The organism is Streptomyces sp. ATexAB-D23 (assembly GCF_000373645.1).
In the GTDB taxonomy this organism is placed as follows: domain Bacteria; phylum Actinomycetota; class Actinomycetes; order Streptomycetales; family Streptomycetaceae; genus Streptomyces; species Streptomyces castrisilvae.
The window spans coordinates 371,656-387,406 of the sequence record NZ_KB892013.1 but is presented as its reverse complement, the minus strand read 5'-3'; the positions used below and the strand labels follow the sequence as shown (position 1 = coordinate 387,406).

The 15,751-nt window shown below is 72.1% G+C and carries 13 protein-coding genes; 7 read left to right on the top strand and 6 right to left on the bottom strand.

Going from position 1 to position 15,751, the window contains the following annotated elements:
• The 3 genes from B082_RS0114825 to B082_RS36130 form a co-directional block, all read right to left on the bottom strand.
• Complete coding sequence (locus B082_RS0114825; RefSeq protein WP_018552592.1) at positions 1–837, bottom strand: aldo/keto reductase; 837 nt, start codon at positions 835–837, stop codon at positions 1–3.
• A gap of 93 nt (positions 838–930) precedes the next feature.
• On the bottom strand, positions 931–2,730 hold the full coding sequence (locus B082_RS0114820; RefSeq protein ID WP_018552591.1) for an AMP-dependent synthetase/ligase: 1,800 nt from the start codon (positions 2,728–2,730) through the stop codon (positions 931–933).
• A 345-nt stretch (positions 2,731–3,075) separates the two neighbouring features.
• The gene (locus tag B082_RS36130) at positions 3,076–3,978 is read right to left on the bottom strand and encodes a LysR family transcriptional regulator (protein WP_037710188.1); all 903 of its coding nucleotides are present in this window, start codon (positions 3,976–3,978) and stop codon (positions 3,076–3,078) included.
• 118 nt (positions 3,979–4,096) lie between these two features.
• Between B082_RS36130 and B082_RS0114810 the strand changes: the two genes are divergently transcribed.
• Positions 4,097–5,164: a bile acid:sodium symporter family protein gene (locus tag B082_RS0114810; RefSeq protein WP_202454293.1), complete on the top strand. Its 1,068-nt coding sequence runs from the start codon at positions 4,097–4,099 to the stop codon at positions 5,162–5,164.
• Between the two features lie 31 nt (positions 5,165–5,195).
• On the opposite strand, the gene B082_RS0114805 is transcribed toward B082_RS0114810, so the two are convergent.
• The 3 genes from B082_RS0114805 to fdhD all read right to left on the bottom strand — a co-directional run bounded on the left by B082_RS0114805 (position 5,196) and on the right by fdhD (position 8,201).
• Positions 5,196–6,044, bottom strand: coding sequence for a hypothetical protein (locus tag B082_RS0114805; protein ID WP_018552588.1), 849 nt, complete (start codon positions 6,042–6,044; stop codon positions 5,196–5,198).
• A complete protein-coding gene (locus B082_RS0114800) occupies positions 6,041–7,294 on the bottom strand; it encodes a glycosyltransferase family 4 protein (RefSeq protein ID WP_026249792.1) in 1,254 nt (417 codons plus the stop codon). The genes B082_RS0114805 and B082_RS0114800 overlap by 4 nt, the downstream gene beginning before the upstream one ends.
• Positions 7,295–7,364: 70 nt before the next feature.
• The gene (gene fdhD, locus B082_RS0114795; RefSeq protein WP_018552586.1) at positions 7,365–8,201 is read right to left on the bottom strand and encodes a formate dehydrogenase accessory sulfurtransferase FdhD; all 837 of its coding nucleotides are present in this window, start codon (positions 8,199–8,201) and stop codon (positions 7,365–7,367) included.
• 285 nt (positions 8,202–8,486) lie between these two features.
• Between fdhD and B082_RS0114790 the strand changes: the two genes are divergently transcribed.
• From B082_RS0114790 to B082_RS0114765, 6 genes are all read left to right on the top strand, one after another.
• Complete coding sequence (locus B082_RS0114790; RefSeq protein WP_018552585.1) at positions 8,487–9,437, top strand: beta-ketoacyl-ACP synthase III; 951 nt, start codon at positions 8,487–8,489, stop codon at positions 9,435–9,437.
• A 158-nt stretch (positions 9,438–9,595) separates the two neighbouring features.
• Entirely contained in the window at positions 9,596–10,777 is a 1,182-nt protein-coding gene (locus B082_RS0114785; RefSeq protein WP_018552584.1) for an ROK family transcriptional regulator, read from the top strand.
• Between the two features lie 51 nt (positions 10,778–10,828).
• Entirely contained in the window at positions 10,829–12,352 is a 1,524-nt protein-coding gene (locus tag B082_RS0114780) for a sugar ABC transporter ATP-binding protein (RefSeq protein WP_018552583.1), read from the top strand.
• Positions 12,349–13,386 carry an ABC transporter permease gene (locus B082_RS0114775; RefSeq protein WP_018552582.1) on the top strand — a complete coding sequence of 346 codons (1,038 nt, stop codon included), beginning with the start codon at positions 12,349–12,351 and terminating at the stop codon, positions 13,384–13,386. The genes B082_RS0114780 and B082_RS0114775 overlap by 4 nt, the downstream gene beginning before the upstream one ends.
• A gap of 64 nt (positions 13,387–13,450) precedes the next feature.
• Positions 13,451–14,491 carry a substrate-binding domain-containing protein gene (locus B082_RS0114770; RefSeq protein ID WP_018552581.1) on the top strand — a complete coding sequence of 347 codons (1,041 nt, stop codon included), beginning with the start codon at positions 13,451–13,453 and terminating at the stop codon, positions 14,489–14,491.
• Between the two features lie 50 nt (positions 14,492–14,541).
• Positions 14,542–15,750 carry a Gfo/Idh/MocA family protein gene (locus tag B082_RS0114765; RefSeq protein ID WP_018552580.1) on the top strand — a complete coding sequence of 403 codons (1,209 nt, stop codon included), beginning with the start codon at positions 14,542–14,544 and terminating at the stop codon, positions 15,748–15,750.
• Position 15,751: the final 1 nt, after the last annotated feature.

Below are 15,751 nucleotides of genomic sequence, written 5' to 3'. Positions count from 1 at the left end.
TCAGGCCCCCGCGTTGAACTCGCCCGGGTTCGGGCCGAGCCGCTTGCCCTCGTCCAGCGCCGCGAACGCGGCCAGGTCGTCGGCGTCCAGCTCGAAGTCGAACACGTCGATGTTCTCCGCGATCCGCGACGGCGTCACGGACTTCGGGATCACCACGTTGCCCGTCTGAAGGTGCCAGCGGATGACGGCCTGCGCGGGCGTACGGCCGTGCTTGCGGGCGACCGCGAGGACGGTGGGCACCTCCAGCAGGCCCTTGCCCGAACCCAGCGGCGACCAGGCCTCGGTCGCGATGCCGTGCTCGGCGTGCAGCGCACGCGACTCGGCCTGCTGGAGCTGGGGGTGCAGCTCGATCTGGTTGAGCACCGGCACCACCGAGGTCTCGCCGAGCAGCCGCTCCAGGTGCTCCGGCAGGAAGTTCGACACGCCGATGGCCTTCGCGCGGCCGTCCGCGTAGATCTTCTCCAGCGCCCGGTAGGTGTCGATGTACGCGTCCTTGGCCGGTACCGGCCAGTGGATCAGATACAGGTCGACGTGGTCGAGGCCCAGCTTGTCGAGCGAGGCGTCGAAGGCGCGCAGCGTCGAGTCGTATCCCTGTTCGGTGTTCCACACCTTCGTGGTCACGAAGAGCTCGTCGCGCGCGACGCCGGAGGCGGCGATGGCCTTTCCGGTGCCCGTCTCGTTCTGGTAGATCGCGGCGGTGTCGATGCTGCGGTAACCGGACTCGATGGCGGTGGTGACCGCCTTCGTGGCCTCGTCGTCCGGCACCTGCCAGACGCCGAAACCGAGTTGGGGCATTTCGACGCCGTTGTTGAGAGTGAGGGAGGGGACCTGGCTCACGAGCAGTCGATCCTAACGTTGTGGGGTGGGACTCCCCACGACAACGATCGCGGGTGCCCGCGCATTCCCGCCGGAGGGTGACGTTTTCGCACCTCAGCGGTACAGCGCGGCCACCTCGGTCTCGTACGCCGCCTCGATCGCCCCGCGCTTCAGCTTCAGCGACGGGGTGAGCAGCCCGTGCTCCTCGCTGAAGGGGTGCGCCAGGATGCGGAAGGTGCGGATGGACTCCGCCTGCGAGACCGCCGTGTTGGCCGCCACCACCGCCCGCCGCACCTCCATCTCCACATCCGGGTCACGCACCAGTTCGGCGGGGGTCAGCGACTGCCGCCCCTGCATCGTCAGCCAGTGCTCCACGGCTTCCTGGTCGACGGTGACCAGCGCCGCGATGTACGGCCGGTCGTTGCCGACGACGATGCACTGCGCCACCAGCGGATGCGCCCGCACCCGCTCCTCCAGGGCGGCCGGCGAGACGCTCTTGCCGCCGGAGGTCACCAGGATCTCCTTCTTCCGCCCGGTGATCGTCAGATAGCCGTCCTCGTCCAGCGCGCCCAGGTCCCCGGTGGCCAGCCACCCGTCGTGGACCACCGCGTCGGTGGCCTTCGGGTCGCCGAGATAGCCGCCGAACACATGGGCCCCGTACAGCCACACCTCGCCGTCCTCCGCGATGTGCACCGTCGTGCCGGGGATCGGCTGCCCGACCGTGCCGTACCGGGTGCGCTCCGGCGGGTTCGCGGTGGCCGCCGCGGTCGACTCGGTCAGCCCGTACCCCTCGTACACCGTCACCCCGGCGCCCGCGAAGAAGAGACCGAGCCGCCGCTCCATGCCGGAACCGCCCGACATGGCGTGCCGAATCCGGCCGCCCATCGCGTCGCGGACCTTCTTGTACACGACCTTGTCGAAGAACTGATGCTGCATCCGCAGCGCGGCGGAGGGGCCGGGCCCGGTGCCGAACGCCCGCGCCTCCATCGCCTCCGCGTACTTCACCGCGATGTCGACGGCCTTGTCGAACGGACCCGTCCGGCCCTCCGCCTCGGCCTTGCGCCGTGCCCCGGTGAAGACCTTCTCGAAGATGTACGGGACCGCCAGGATGAAGGTGGGACGGAACGAGACCAGGTCCGGCATCAGGGCCTTCGCCGACAGCTCCGGCTGGTGGCCGAGCTTCACCCGGCCGCGGACCGCGGTGACCTCCACCATCCGTCCGAAGACGTGCGACAGCGGCAGGAAGAGCAGTGTCGCCGCCTCGTCACCCGGTCTGGAGTGGAAGACCGACTCCCAGCGCGAGGCCATCGTCTGCGTCTCGAACATGAAGTTGGCGTGTGTGAGCACGCACCCCTTGGGGCGGCCCGTCGTCCCGGAGGTGTAGATGATGGTCGCCACCGACTCGGGCGTCACCGCGCGCCGGTGCCGGTGGACCACCTCGTCCTCGACGTGCGCGCCCGACTCGACCAGTTCCTCCACCGCGCCGGCGTCCAGCTGCCACAGCCGCTTCAGCTGCGGCAGCCGGTCGATGACCGACGCCACCGTCATCGCGTGGTCCTCGTGCTCCACCATCACCGCCGACACCTCGGCGTCGTGCAGCATCCACAGCACCTGCTCGGCGGAGGACGTCGGATAGACCGGCACCGACTGCGCGCCGACCGCCCACAGGGCGAAGTCGAAGAGGGTCCACTCGTAGCGCGTACGCGACATCAGGGCCACCCGGTCGCCGAACCGCACCCCGTGGGCGATCAGCCCCTTGGCCAGAGCCAGCACCTCGTCGCGGAACGCGGCCGACGTGACGTCCTGCCAGCGTCCGTCCGAATCTTTTCGGCCGAGTGCGACCCGGTGCGGGTCCTCGTCGGCATGGTCGAACACGACATCGGCGAGGCCGCCCACGTGGGGCGCGGCCGCCATGGGTGGGACAGTGAATTCGCGCAATGACCTGCTCCTTGTGGCGCTCCGCACAGCGCCGTGACGCTACCCCACCACCGGCCGCGGCGGGAGGGCCCGGAGCTGTCCGTACAACGTGTCATCTGCACTGGTCAGGGGCCGAAATCCGGCCAGATGGGCAAGGCTCGGACGTGCTTGGGACCACGGGGTAAGTGGCTCGCGCGGGAATCTCCACCGAATCTGTACGCCGCGATCACTGCCGGTGTGGGCGGGTACGGGCGGATCGCCCCCGTACGACCGGTCCGGTGGGATCGGTCCGCCCGGCGCCGGTCGCCGCGTCCCGTGCATTCTCCCCCTCCCCGTGCCCCGTCATGCCTGCTCCCGCCCCGGTCCCGCACCGGCCCCGCCGGGCGGCCGGATCAGCCGGTCACCGCCCGCCAGGATCGCCGCCGCCAGCGCGTCCGCCGCCTGCTGCGCACCGCCCCGCCGCCGGCCGTGCAGCAGGACGAAGTCCACACCGCCCAGCTCGGGCAGCCCCGCCCTGGCCGAGACCGGCACCAGCGCGGGCGGCACCAGTCCGCGGGTGTGGACCATCACCCCGAGCCCCGCCTGCGCGGCGGCGATCAGACCGCTGAGGCTGCCGCTCGTGCAGGCCACCCGCCAGGAGCGGCCCTGCTCCTCCAGCACCTCCAGGGCCCGTGCCCGGGTGATGCCCGGCGGCGGGAAGACCACCAGCGGCACCGGCCGGTCCGGGTCGATCCGCAGCCCCGGCGTACCGATCCAGACCAGGGTGTCCCGCCGGACCAGCTCGCCGTGCGTGTCCCCGGCCCGCCGCTTGGCCAGCACCAGATCGAGCCGGCCCGCCTCCAGCTGCCGGTGCAGGGTCCCCGACAGCTCGACGGTCAGTTCGAGCTCCACCTCCGGGTGGTCGCGGCGGAACGTCTGGAGGATCTCCGGCAGCCGGGTCTGCACGAAGTCCTCCGACGCGCCGAACCGCAGCCGCCCGCGCAGCCGGGTGCCGGCGAAGAACGCCGAAGCCCGCTCGTGCGCCTCCAGGATCGTCCGGGCGAAGCCGAGCATCGCCTCGCCGTCCGCCGTGAGGTCGACGCGGTGCGTGTCCCGGGTGAACAGCTGCCGCCCGGTCGCGTCCTCAAGCCGCCGCACATGCTGGCTCACCGTGGACTGCCGCACCCCGAGCCGGCGGGCGGCGGCGGTGAAGCCGAGGGTCTGGGCGACGGCGAGGAAGGTGCGCAACTGCACGGGGTCGTACATGGCGGCCACGCTATCGCGATCCGTGATGGCAGTGAGAGCGGTGTACGGGATTCCCGATCGGCGCGTACCGGAGCAGGATGTTCAGGGCCCGGCCCGACCGAAAAGACACGTGGAGCACATGAGCCGCCGCCTCCCGCAGCCGCCGTCCTGGCTGCCGATCGACCCGTACGTACTGGCCCTGATCGGCACCGTCGTCCTCGCGACGCTGCTGCCCGCGTCGGGCCGTGCCGCCGAGGTGGCGGGCGGCGCCTCCACCGGAGCCGTCGCGTTCCTCTTCTTCCTGTACGGGGCGCGCCTGTCGACCGCCGACGCGCTGGAGGGCCTGCGGCACTGGCGGCTCCACCTCGCGGTCCTGGCCGCCACCTTCGTCGTCTTCCCCCTGCTGGGTCTGGCGAGCGGGGGACTGGTGCCGTACGTGCTGTCGCCGCAGTTGCAGAGCGGCTTCCTCTTCCTGTGCCTCGTCCCCTCGACCATCCAGTCGTCGATCGCCTTCACCTCGATCGCCCGTGGCAACGTGCCCGCCGCGATCTGCGCGGGCTCCTTCTCCTCGATCGCCGGCATCTTCCTCACCCCGCTGCTCGCCGCCGCACTGCTCGGAAACAGCGGCGGCGGCTTCTCCGCCGACGCCCTGCTGCGGATCGGCGTCCAGCTGCTGCTGCCCTTCGTCGCGGGGCAGCTGCTGCGCCGCCGGATCGGTGGCTTCCTCGCCCGGCACCGCCGGATCCTCGGCCTGGTCGACCGGGGCTCGATCCTGCTCGTCGTCTACACGGCCTTCAGCGAGGGCATGGTCGCCGGCATCTGGCACCAGGTCACCCCCGCCAGGTTCGCCGCGCTCCTCGCCGCCGAGGCGGTCCTGCTCGCGGCCATGCTCGCGGTGACCTGGTACGGGGCGAAGCGGCTCGGCTTCGGCCGGGAGGACCGCATCGCGATCCAGTTCGCCGGCTCCAAGAAGAGCCTGGCCTCGGGGCTGCCCATGGCCGGCGTCCTGTTCGGTGCCCAGGCGAGCTTCGCCGTACTGCCGCTGATGCTCTTCCACCAGATGCAGCTCATGGTCTGCGCGGTGATCGCCAAGCGGCGCGCCCGCGACCCGGGGGACGGCGGCCCGGAGGGCACGGCGCCCGGCGCCGTCGCGGTGGGCCGGGGCCTGTCCGGCGGGCGCGGGCGGCAACCGGGCGTGCGGCGATGATGCCGCCGCCGAGCCGCCGCCCGTGCGACGTTCAGCTTGGGCGCCGCGGTGCGAGCTCCACGGACAGGTCGTTGTCCAGGGTGTAGTACGGGCGCGCCGATACCGTGCCGAGCGGGGTGGACGGGTAGACGAAGACCTGTTTGCGGTCCGCGATGTCGTCCAGCAGGCGGGCGACCCGGATCCGCGACGCGCCGGAGGCCGGCCGGACGTACACGTCCCAGACCGCCGCTGCCTCCCCGGCCGCCGCCAGGAGGTCCTGGTAGCCGACGGTGAACGAGAAGTCCCGGTCCCCGTCGGCCCGGAGCGCGATCTCCGTCGCCGCGGAACGCTGCCCGCGCCGCTTCAGTGACACCACCGCGCCTTCACCGAGGCGGGCGCCGAACAGCCGCGCGGTCACGGTCATCGAGTCACCCGCGACGACGATCCGGCCGGCCTCCGCGTGCGCGGCGCGCCGCCAGGCCCGTACGGCGAGCCGTCCGTCCTTGGTGGCGTACGGAATCCGCACGGCCAACGGCATGACCGGCACGTCGTCCCCGCCGGACACCAGCGAGCGCACATCGCGCGGGCCGGGCAGCAGCGGCACGCGATCCCCGCCCGGCGCCCCCACCACGTAGGCGTCCCAGCGGCCTTCCTCCAGGGCCGGGGCCGCCTCCAGGACGGCCTGCCACTGGTCCTGCCCCGCCGGCTCCAGCGCGAGGTCCCGGCCGGTCTCCTCCGGCTCCCCCTTCTTCGGGCGCAGCCGGAGCAGCAGCCGCGGCTGCGCCGGCTCGGGCAGGGGCAGGCGGACGCTTACGAGCAGACGCCCGTCCTCCCGCACCGTCACCGCTCCCCGTGGTTTCTCCAGCAGCGCGTTCACGTCTTCGCCGTCCCTGGCACTCATCGTCGCGCCTTCCGTGCGGCCCTCACGACACTGCTTGCCGCGATGAGCACGGCGTCCCTGGCCGCGTAGCCGCTGCTCGCCGGTGCGCGGTCCCTCCCGGTCACCGCCCGGCCGTCCTTCCGGGCCGCCAGCAGTTCCTCGAACAGCCGCTCGGCCTGGGCCACGACGGGGGCGGGGCCGTAGCGCCGGGAGTTCTCCAGTGCGCTCCGCCCCATGCGCCGGCGCAGTTCGTCATCGCCCACGAGCTCCAGCAGGGCGCCTGCCAGCGCCTCCCGGTCGCCGACGGGAACCAGGCGGCCGTCCTCGCCATGGGTGATGATCTCGCCGGGGCCGTACGCGCAGTCGGTGCTCACGACCGGCAGCCCGCAGCGCATCGCCTCGACGATGGTCATGCCGAAGGGCTCGTAGTCGGACGTCACCGCCCCGACCGATCCCTTCACCCACTCGGACTCCATGGGGGTCACCGCGCCCATCAGGAAGACGTTGTTGTACAGCCCCAGCCGGTCGATGAGCGCCCGCAGCCGCTCCCGCTCCTCACCCCTGCCGTAAACGCGCAACGTCCAGTCGGGGTACGCGGCGGCGACCGCGGCGAAGGCCTCGATCAGCAGGTCGAACCGCTTCATCGGCGCCAGCCGGCCGGCGGCGACCACGATGCGCCCACGGCCGTCGGCCGGCGCGAGGCCCGGGGCGGGGACACTGTTGGGCAGCGCTTGCAGACGTACACCCGGCAGTCGCATCTTGCGCCGGTAGACGGCGGTGTCGGCCTCCGTCACGGGGGTGATCGCGTCCAGTCGCGGATAGGCCCTGCGGAGCGCGTGGCGCAGCCGCGGCGAGTGGTGGTCGAGCGTGAGGTGCTCCTGGCCGACGCGCACCGTCCGCGCGGGAGCCTGGAGCGCCAGATGGACGTTGAGACCTGGGCGGGTCCCCACGACGACATCGGTGTCGAGGGACGCCAGCGCTGCCCCGATGCGCTCATCGGTGAGCGCGCTGTACTCCCCGTAGCGGTACTCGGACGAGGGAAAGACCTTCGCCGGTCTCAGATGCCGCGGATCGTCCTTCTCGTGCCGCAGATCCACCAGGGGCCGCAGCCGCACGCGCGGATCGAGCGTGATGCTCGGCCGTTCCCGGTTCCGGAGCGCGGAGATGATCTCCACATCGTGCCGATCGGCCAGTGCTCGGGCCAAGTTGAACGTCGTGGTGATGGTCCCTCCGATCCCGTACGCATTGTGGATGAGGAAAGTGATTCGCATGCAGTACGAGACGGCCGGCACCTACCGGAGGTTGCCCTGCGGCCCCGTCACCGACCCGCCGGACACGTCGTCACCCGGCGTCCAGCACGATGCGGTGCTCCCCGGCGTACACGTTCATCGAGGGCCCGCGCAGGAAGCCGACCAGGGTGAGGCCGGTCTCGGCCGCCAGGTCCACGGCGAGGGACGAGGGCGCCGAGATGGCCGCCAGCATCGGAATGCCCGCCATCACCGCCTTCTGCGCCAGTTCGAACGAGGCGCGTCCCGAGACCAGCAGGATCGACCGGGACAGCGGCAGCCGGCCGTCGGTCAGCGCGCGGCCGACCAGTTTGTCGACCGCGTTGTGCCGGCCGACGTCCTCGCGGACGTCGGCCGGCTCGCCCGTCTCGGTGAACAGCGCCGCCGCGTGCAGACCCCCGGTCCGGTCGAAGACCCGCTGGGCGGCCCGCAGCCGGTCGGGGAGCCGCGCCAGCAGCGCGGGGGCCACCCGCAGCGGGGGTGTGTCGGCGATCGGGTGGCGGGTCGTGGTGCGGACCGCGTCCAGGCTCGCCTTGCCGCACAGCCCGCAGGACGACGTCGTGTAGACGTTGCGCTCCAGTGTGATGTCGGGGACCTCGACACCGGGTGCGAGTTTCACGTCCACCACGTTGTAGGTGTTCACACCGTCGGCCGTCGCGCCGGCGCAGTACACGATCGACTGCACGTCGCGGGTGTCACCGATCACCCCCTCGCTCACCAGGAAACCCGCCGCGAGCGCGAAGTCGTCGCCCGGGGTGCGCATCGTGATGGCGAGCGGCCTGCCGTTCAGCCGGATCTCCAGCGGCTCCTCGGCGACGAGGGTGTCGGGGCGGCGGGAGACGGCCCCGTCCCGGATGCGGATGGTGCGGCGGCGCTCGGTGACCCGTCCCATGACCGTTGGACCTGATTTCTGTACGGGGGAGGGCCGGCGAGCGGCCCTGGGCGTAGGCTGCCGGGACGCCACCTGCCCGACCTGCGGCCGAGGGCCCCGGCAGACACATTGTCCTGCACATCGGAAGCGGCGCCGCAACCGGATGACGCAATCAAAGGCTGCGGCGTGCTGTTGCCAAGCCTCCAAGCCTGAGCCGGTATTCCTGTGGGATCACCTGCCCCCGTACCGGGCGGTAGCGACCAAGACTGGTTGGTTCCTGCCCGATGTAGCGAGGGGACCCCGTTTATGACCGGCTCACGTGTCGTGGCGCTCGGCCACTACCAGCCCGCCAAGGTACTCACCAACGAGGACCTGGCGGCCATGGTCGACACCAGTGACGAGTGGATCACCAGCCGCGTCGGCATCCGGACCCGTCATATCGGACGCCCCGACGAGCCGGTCGACGAGCTCGCCGCGCACGCCGCGGCCAAGGCCCTCGCCGGGGCGGGCCTCCAGCCGGCCGACATCGACCTGGTGCTGGTGGCCACCTCCACCGCCATCGACCGCTCGCCGAGCATGTCGGCCCGGGTGGCCGCCCGCCTCGGCATGGCCTCGCCCGCGGTCATGGACATCAACGTGGTCTGTTCCGGCTTCACCCACGCCCTCGCCACCGCCGACCACGCCCTGCGGGCCGGCGCCGCCACCCGCGCGCTGGTGATCGGCGCCGACAAGATGGGCGACATCGTCGACTGGACGGATCGTTCCAGCTGCGTACTGATGGGGGACGGCGCGGGCGCGGCCGTCGTGGTCGCCGACACCGAGGACGCGGCGCTGCCCGGCATCGGACCGGTGCTGTGGGGCTCGGTCCCCGCCATGGGGGACGCGGTACGGATCGAGGGGACGCCGCCCCGCTTCGCGCAGGAGGGCCAGTCGGTCTACCGCTGGGCCACCACCCAGCTGCCGCCCATCGCCCGCAAGGTGTGCGAGAAGGCGGGCCTCACCCCCGAGGACCTCGCCGTCGTGGTCCTGCACCAGGCCAACCTGCGGATCATCGAGCCGGTCGCCAGGAAGATCGGCGCGGTCAACGCCGTCATCGCGCGCGATGTGGTGGACTCCGGCAACACCTCCGCCGCCTCCATCCCCATGGCCCTGTCCAAGCTGGTCGAGCGGGGCGAGGTCCCCAGCGGCGCCCCCGCGCTGCTCTTCGGCTTCGGCGGCAACCTCAGCTACGCGGGACAGGTGATCCGCTGCCCCTGAGCCCGCCGCGACCGGCGCCGCGCCGGGCTTTGTCCTTGGAGTGGGAAAAGTTCGGCGGATTTCCGCGCGACTTCTTCCCGTCCCGGACAACCGCTGCTACGTTCCCGTGCCAAGCCCGACGGACAGGCCGATGAGGCGGGGAGGGGCGCGTGAGACGTATGACGGCACGACCCGCGAACGCCCATCAGGCGCGCCTGCTCCGGCTGTTGCGTGACGGAGGGCCCAACTCCCGGGCACAGCTGGGGGATCAGGTCGACCTCTCCCGCTCCAAGCTCGCCGTCGAGGTGGACCGGCTGCTGGAGACCGGCCTCGTGGTGGCCGACGGACTCGCCGCCTCCCGGGGCGGGCGCCGCTCCCACAACATCCGGCTCGCCCCGGCGCTGCGCTTCCTCGGCGTCGACATCGGCGCCACCTCCATCGACGTGGCGGTCACCAACGCGGAGCTGGAGGTGCTGGGCCACCTCAACCACCCCATGGACGTACGCGAAGGGCCCGTCGCCGTCTTCGAGCAGGTGCTGTCCATGGCGGGGAAGCTCCGGGACTCCGGCCTCGCCGAAGGCTTCGACGGCGCCGGGATCGGCGTCCCCGGCCCGGTCCGCTTCCCCGAGGGCGTCCCCGTCGCACCGCCGATCATGCCCGGCTGGGACGGCTTCCCGGTACGCGAGGCGCTCAGCCAGGAGCTGGGCTGCCCGGTCATGGTCGACAACGACGTGAACCTGATGGCGATGGGGGAGCAGCACGCGGGCGTGGCCCGTTCCGTGAGCGACTTCCTCTGCGTCAAGCTCGGTACGGGCATCGGCTGCGGCATCGTCGTCGGCGGCGCCGTCCACCGCGGCGCCACCGGCAGCGCCGGCGACATCGGCCACATCCAGGTGGAGCCCGAGGGCCGCCTCTGTGCCTGCGGCAACCGGGGCTGCCTGGAGGCGCACTTCAGCGGCGCCGCCCTGGCCCGCGACGCCGAGACCGCGGCGCGCGCCGGCCAGTCCGCGGAGCTCGCGGCCCGGCTGGCGGCGTCCGGGACGCTCACCGCGGCCGATGTCGCCGCCGCGGCAGCCATGGGCGACGCCACCTCGCTCGGCCTGATCCGCGAAGGCGGCAACCGGGTCGGGCAGGTCATCGCGGGACTCGTCAGCTTCTTCAACCCCGCCCTGGTGGTGATCGGCGGCGGCGTGACCGGTCTCGGCCACACGCTGCTGGCCGGCGTCAGGGCCCAGGTCTACCGGCGCTCGCTGCCGCTGGCCACCGGCAACCTTCCGATCGTCCTGGGCGAGCTGGGACCCGTCGCCGGAGTCACCGGCGCGGCCAGGCTCATCAGCGACCACCTCTTCTCACCCGTGTGACCCTCCCGCCCGTCCGACCGTGAAAGACCCCATCCGCCGAGGGGATTCGTCATGGCTCCGCACCCACCCCTGCTCACCATGTCCGGCATCACCAAGTCCTTCCCCGGTGTCCGCGCCCTCGACGGTGTGGACCTGGAGGTCGAGGCCGGTGAGGTGCACTGCCTCCTCGGCCAGAACGGTGCCGGCAAGTCCACCCTCATCAAGGTGCTCGCCGGGGCCCACCAGCCCGACGGGGGCGCGATCACCTGGCGCGGCGCACCGGCCGAGCTCAAGTCGCCGCTGGCCGCGATGCGGCTCGGCATCGCCACCATCTATCAGGAACTCGACCTGGTCCGGGGCCTGTCGGTCGCCGAGAACGTCTTCCTGGGCCACGAGCCCACCAGCGCCGGCTTCGTCGTCCGCACCCGCCGGGGCCGTACCGAGGCCGCAGCCCTGCTGGCGCGGCTCGGGCACCCGGAGATCGACCCCGCCCGCCCGGTGGGTGAACTCTCCGCGGCCCAGCAGCAGATCGTCTCCATGGCACGGGCGCTCTCCCACGACGTGCGCCTCATCGTGATGGACGAGCCGTCCGCCGCGCTCGACCCCGACGAGGTCGGCAACCTCTTCCGGGTCATCGCCGCGCTGACCGCCGAGGACGTCGCCGTCGTCTACATCTCGCACCGGCTGGAGGAGATCCGCCGCATCGGCGACCGGGTGACCGTGCTCAAGGACGGCCGGGCCGTCGCCTCCGGGCTCCCCGCCGCCTCCACCCCCACGCACGACATCGTGGCGATGATGACCGGCCGCAAGGTCGAGTACGTCTTCCCGCCCCGGCCCGCGCCCCGGTCCGGGCGGACCGCCGACCCCGTCCTCACCATCGAATCCCTCGCCAGGGAAGGGGAGTTCGCCCCGGTGGACCTGGAGGTGCGGCCCGGCGAGATCGTCGGTCTCGCCGGACTCGTCGGCTCCGGGCGCTCGGAGATCCTGGAGACCGTCTACGGAGCCCGCAGGCCCACCGCCGGCCGGGTCACCGTCGCGGGCAGGGCGCTGCGGCCCGGAAGCGTACGCGCCGCCGTCGCCGCCGGCATCGGCCTCGCCCCCGAGGAACGCAAGGCGCAGGCCCTGCTGATGCTCGAATCCGTCACCCGCAACGTCTCGCTGTCCACCATGTCCCGCTACTCCAGGGCAGGCTGGCTCGACCGCAGGGCGGAGCGGAAGGCGGCCCGGGACGCCACCCGCGCCCTCTCGCTGCACCCCGACAACCCGGACACACCCGTGCGCACCCTCTCCGGCGGCAACCAGCAGAAGGCGGTCCTGGCCCGCTGGCTGCTGCGCGGCTGCCGGGTCCTGCTGCTGGACGAACCGACCCGTGGTGTGGACGTCGGCGCCCGTGCCGAGCTCTACGCCGTGATCCGCCGGCTGGCCGACGAGGGGCTCGCCGTCCTGCTCGTCTCCAGTGAGGTCCCCGAAGTGCTGGGCCTGGCCGACCGGGTCCTCGTCCTGCGCGAGGGGCACGTCGTGCACACCGCGGACGCCACCGAACTCGACGAGCACCGCGTACTCGATCTCGTGATGGAAGGGAGCCCGACGGCATGACCCACCCAGCCCCCTCGGCGCGGCAGAGCGGACCCGACCGGGCCCCCGCCCCCGTGACCCTGAAGAAAACCGGCCCCCCGCGCCCCCTCGGGCTGCGCGTGGACCTCCACACCCTGTCCCTGCTGGGCATCCTCGCCGTGCTCGTGGCCGTCGGCGGGATCACCGAACCCGAAGCCTTCCTGGACACCGGGAACCTCCAGCTCGTCCTGACCCAGGCGTCCGTGATCGGTGTCGTCACCGTCGGCATGACCTTCGTCATCACCTCGGGCGGCATCGACCTCTCGGTCGGCGCCATGGTCGCGCTCGCCTCCGTCTGGGCGACGACCCTCGCCACCCAGGAGTACGGGTTCGCCGGCATCCTGTTCACCGCCGTACTCGTCGGCCTCGGCGTCGGTCTCGTCAACGGGGTGCTCATCGCCTACGGGCGGGTGGTGCCGTTCATCGCGACGCTGGCGATGCTCGCCTCCGCGCGCGGTGTGGCCCTCATGATCACCGACGGGAAGACCCAGATCGTCACCGTCACCTCGGTCCTCGACCTGGGACTGCCCCGCTCCTACGTCCTCGGCATCCCACCGCTGGTCCTGATCTTCGCCGCGGTCACCGTCGCCGGCTGGCTGCTGCTGAACCGCACGACCTTCGGCCGCCGCACCGTCGCCGTCGGCGGCAACGCCGAGGCCGCCCGGCTCGCGGGCATCGACGTCCGCAGGCAGCGGCTCTACCTCTACCTGCTGTCCGGGCTGTGCTGCGGCATCGCCGCCTTCATGCTGATCGTCCTCTCCGGCTCCGGCCAGAACACCAACGGCAACCTGTACGAACTCGACGCCATCGCCGCCGCGATCATCGGCGGCACCCTGCTCAGCGGCGGCAAGGGCACCATCGTCGGCTCCGTCCTCGGCGTCCTCGTCTTCACCACCATCACCAACATCTTCGCGCTCAACAACCTGCAGAGCGATGTGCAGCAGATCGCCAAGGGCGCGATCATCGTCGCCGCCGTCCTCGTCCAGGGCCGCACCTCGCCGCGCGCGGAGACCTGACCGGGCCGCGCCCCCGACCCACGCCCCACCACCGCTCACCCACCGGATGAAGGGTTCCACAGCCATGCCACGAACCAGCCGCAGAGGACTGCTTTTCGGCACCGCAGCGGTCTCCGCGGGCGCCTTCCTGACCGCCTGCACCAGCAACGAGCCCAAGGAGAAGAACACCGCCGCGACCAGCGGCGCGCCCGCCGCCGACGACCGGCCGGGCAAACCCGTCACCATCGGCTTCGCCGGACCGCAGGCCGACCACGGCTGGCTCAACGCCATCAACGAGAACGCCAGGTCCCGGGCGAAGAAGTACTCCGAAGTGACCCTGGAGACCACCGAGGGCTCCAACGACACCGCCGCCCAGATCGGCCAGGTCAAGACCCTCATCAACAAGAAGGTCGATGTCCTCGTCGTCCTCCCGGCCGACGGCAAGGCGCTCACCCAGGTGGGCCTGGAGGCCATGCGGGCGGGCATACCCGTCATCAACCTGGACCGGATCTTCGCCTCCCCGCAGGCCTACCGCTGCTGGGTCGGCGGCGACAACTACGGTATGGGCCTCAACGCCGGTACGTACATCGGCGAACAGCTCAAGGACAAGCCGAACGCCAAGGTCGTGGAGCTGGCCGGGATCGACAACCTGGAGCTCACCAAGCAGCGCAGCGAGGGCTTCGCCGACGCCCTGAAGAACTACCCCAACATCAAGCTGGTGGCCCGTCAGGCAGCCGACTTCACGGTCGAGTCGGGGCAGGCCAAGATGGCCCAGCTGCTCCAGGCGCAGAAGAAGTTCGACGCCCTGTGGAACCACGACGACGACCAGGGCGTGGGCGCGCTCCGCGCCATCCAGCAGGCCGGCCGCGACGAGTTCCTGATGGTCGGCGGCGCGGGCGCCAAGTCCGCCATGGACGCCATCAAGGCCGACAACACCGTGCTGAAGGCCACCGTCCTCTACCCGCCGACCATGGCGGCGTCGGCCATCGACCTGGCCCGCGCCCTCGGCCAGGGCAAGGGGGTGGCCGGCCTCGCCGAGCTGGAGATCCCGACCAGCCTCACCCTGTACTCCGCCGTCGTCACCAAGGACAACGTCGACCAGTACCTGCCGACGGGCTTCAACTGAGCCGTCCCGCGCCCGTATTCGCCGAACCACCGACGAGGAGGAAGCCCCGGATGGCCCGTAGGGATCAGACGCAGCAGGAGACGGCCGCGCCACCGCTCGGCATCGGCATGGTCGGGTACGCGTTCATGGGCGCCGCCCACTCCCAGGGGTGGCGCACCGCGGGCCACGTCTTCGACCTGCCGATGCGGCCGGTCCTCGCCGCGATCTGCGGCCGGGACCGCACGGCCGTCGAAGCCGCCGCCGGCCGGCACGGCTGGGCCGCCTCGGAGACCGACTGGCGCGCCCTGATCGCCCGCGACGACGTGCAGCTCGTCGACATCTGCACCCCCGGCGACAGCCACGCGGAGATCGCCGTCGCCGCTCTGGAGGCCGGCAAGCACGTGCTGTGCGAGAAGCCGCTCGCCAACACGGTCGACGAGGCGCTGGCCATGACGGCGGCGGCCGGGCGCGCCGCCGCGCTGGGCCGCACGGCGATGGTCGGCTTCAACTACCGCAGGGTGCCCGCCCTCGCCCACGCCCGCCGCCTCATCGCCGACGGCCGCATCGGCACCCTGCGGCACATCCGCGCCGCCTACCTCCAGGACTGGCTGACCGACCCCGCGTCGCCGCTCACCTGGCGGCTGAAGAAGGAGCGCGCCGGTTCAGGCGCGCTCGGCGACCTCGGGGCCCACGTCGTGGACCTCGCGCAGTTCCTGGCGGGGGAGCCACTGGTGGCGGTGTCGGCGGTGAGCGAGACCTTCGTACGCGAACGCCCCCTGCCCGCCGGGCCGTCCGGGGGCCTCGGCGGCGGGGGTGCGGCGGGGGGAACGGGCGCGGTGACGGTGGACGACGCCGCCGTGTTCACCGGACGGCTCGCCTCCGGAGCCCTCGCCTCCTTCGAGGTGACCCGGATGGCGGCCGGCCGCAAGAACGCCCTGCGGCTGGAGATCAACGGGGAGCGCGGCTCGCTCGCCTTCGACCTGGAACGGCTCAACGAACTGTCCTTCCACGACCACACCGAGCCCGCCACCACGGCAGGCTTCCGGCGGGTCCTCGTCACCGAGCCCGACCACCCCTACCTGGAGGCCTGGTGGCCGCCGGGCCACACCCTCGGCTACGAGCACACCTTCGTCCACCAGGCCCGCGACGTCATCCGCACCATCGCCGAAGGAGCGCCGCCCGTGCCGTCGTTCGCCGACGGCCTCCAGGTGCAACGGGTGCTGGCCGCGGTCGAGGAGAGCGCCGCGAAGAACTCCGTCCTCACCCCCGTACCCCTCTAGG